This window comes from Moorena sp. SIO3I6, assembly GCF_010672095.1.
This window is the reverse complement of record NZ_JAAHHU010000753.1, coordinates 1-2,289: the sequence shown is the minus strand read 5'-3', so window position 1 is coordinate 2,289 and position 2,289 is coordinate 1. Positions and strand designations below refer to the sequence as shown.

The 2,289-nt window shown below is 42.6% G+C and carries 4 protein-coding genes; 3 read left to right on the top strand and 1 reads right to left on the bottom strand.

Annotation, left to right across the window (positions count from 1 at the left end):
• The 3 genes from F6K49_RS42285 to F6K49_RS42275 all read left to right on the top strand — a co-directional run.
• Positions 1 to 420: thylakoid membrane photosystem I accumulation factor (locus F6K49_RS42285; RefSeq protein ID WP_293107340.1), on the top strand; the 420-nt coding region annotated here is incomplete at its 5' end.
• 161 nt (positions 421 to 581) lie between these two features.
• On the top strand, positions 582 to 1,190 hold the full coding sequence (locus F6K49_RS42280; protein WP_293107337.1) for a hypothetical protein: 609 nt from the start codon (positions 582 to 584) through the stop codon (positions 1,188 to 1,190).
• Between the two features lie 71 nt (positions 1,191 to 1,261).
• Positions 1,262 to 1,495 (top strand): hypothetical protein, encoded by a 234-nt coding sequence (locus tag F6K49_RS42275; protein ID WP_008182312.1) that lies wholly within the window; start codon positions 1,262 to 1,264, stop codon positions 1,493 to 1,495.
• Positions 1,496 to 1,568: 73 nt separating this feature from the next.
• Here F6K49_RS42275 and F6K49_RS42270 read toward each other — a convergent pair.
• Positions 1,569 to 2,289, bottom strand: a 721-nt coding sequence (locus F6K49_RS42270) for a hypothetical protein (protein WP_293107334.1), incomplete at its 5' end; no start/stop codon positions are given.

Here is a 2,289-nt window from a genome sequence, read left to right as displayed (position 1 = left end):
AATGGCTCTATAGTCCCACCACGAATTACCTTAGAAGATTCTTTGCGCAGGAAAAAGCCAGCTTTGTTGGTGTTCTACGTAGATGACAGTAGGGATTGCAAGCTATATTCTGTGACTATCTCTAAGTTACAGGAGCCTTATGGTAGGGCAGCGAGTTTTATTCCAGTCAACATCGACACTTTGTTAGCCGATGCTACCTATACACCCACAGAAGCGGGATACTACTACCAAGATTTAATTCCCCAGACAGTACTGATTGACCAAAATGCAGAGGTAGTACTCAACGAAATTGGACAAGTTCCTTATGAACAGATAGATGATGTGTTTCGGGAAGTGTTTAACTTACTACCCCGTTCAGAATCCGTGGAGTTAAAGCTGCGCACTGTCAATGATATTAATGCTCAGTTAACATCAGAGTGATTTAATTTGGCTACTGGTTAGACATCCATCCAATCAAACTCCCACAACGTAACATGAAGACAATTGTTTTAGTCATGAGTGAACTGCCATTGGCGTTTACCCTATTTTTTTGTCACGTTTACGGGTTAAGCTATTTGTAAGTACAGTTAACATCCGTGCTGATGTCCAAGGTTTACAGCACACAGGAGCTAATCGAAATTTTGGCTCAAGAACGTCGTTCGTGCATGAATGGGCAACGTCTTAATCTGGCAGCTTCGGTGTCTGGTAACCCTGTGATTGATCGCTTTCTGAAACCGGAGGGAATTCAAAAGTTCAGTGCTTATAACGACTTTAAAGCCGCAGTTCACAGCTACCAACGGCAACACCAAGTTTCAGGCATTATTTGGCGCGAACTGACTATGAAAGGAAAGACTCTACGTTATCCTGCTATTGACGAGCAGTTAGCCGCCCTAGAGAGTGACCTGAAAATCATTAAAGCTGCCAAAGCTGACCTGTTCGAGTTTTGGCATAGAGGCATCCAAGGTATGGACTTATACCTAAGTATTAATTTTGGTAAAGACTATCAAAAAATTATGCCCAATGATGTAAAAGAGGTCGCCCAGAAAACGGAATGGGCAAATCTCTATGAATATAAGAATTACAACTTTTGGGAAATTATATTGCAGCTAGGTTGGGGGAAACCTGAGGAAGCATCCTATAAACGGGGATGGCCGACATCAGGAAGTGAGTACATTCATGCAGTTAATCCAGGCAAGCGCCCAATTTGTTGACCGCTATCCCCAGGTCGATGGGTTGTGGGGTGCATAAAGCAGTATTATAAATAAACGAGGAGCGGTCAAACATGAAGGAACAAACTATTAATCAAGTTATTGATCAACAAATAGAAGAATTGGACTATTCAATTCGACAGGAATTAACCAAGCTTGGCAATCAAGCCGCAAAGATGGGTTTAATTGGTGGACATGGTTATTACTTAGGAAGGTACGAAATCCTATGCAAAGGTCAAATCTTCACTCTTTCACCAGAAGAAGCTTACTCTTACCTAAAAAAATTGGTAGCACAACACCAAAGATAATTGGTAAACTATGAAGTGTGAAGGATGAAGGATGAATTATGAAAATTTATCCTTCATCCTTCATCCTTTGAGATTACCAGCGTGCCTGGGAACCAGACCAAATGTGTTCTACTGATTCACCATAAACCATAGGTTCATCCTCAAAGGTAAGAGCAGTGTAACCATTGGGTTCAACAGACCACATTGGCCAATACTCATTGCCCAACTCACCAGCCTGAAATAGCACTTGATCTGGATTAGCTTGACTCCAGCCTAGCAACAGTGCGTTAGTATAATGGATGCGCTCAGGAGCCAAGGTGGTCACCGTATTTTGGTTCCGATCCCAAATTACTGCGTAATCAGAACCATCTGAGCTATTAAAAAAACCTTCAAATTGCCGCCCTAGAAGGCGATCGCTTGATTCTGTCCAAGACACGGGAATCAGAATAGCGATTGCGCCGCTTAATTTATCATCATTATGATGGTTAGCTAAGGGAGAAGATGCAGTGATGATGCGCAAATGTCCAGTCTGCAAATTTTCTATAAACATCACACTACTGATGCGGCTGCGGTATAGTTCCGGCTGTCCTTGTAGTTGAATGCGACTATAGGCAGCATACTTGCCATCAGGAGACACTAGTGATTGGCTGCGATAGTACCTAAACCCAAAACTCTGATTAGCAACCAGTTCAGCGTGGGTTTCCAAGACCCAATTCCAAGGAATAGGATAAGGACTATTGAGTGGGTCACTCTGAACGTATGGTTCGGTTAGATCAGGTTTGATAGCTTCTGTTACTTCCCTTAAAGGCTGGGAA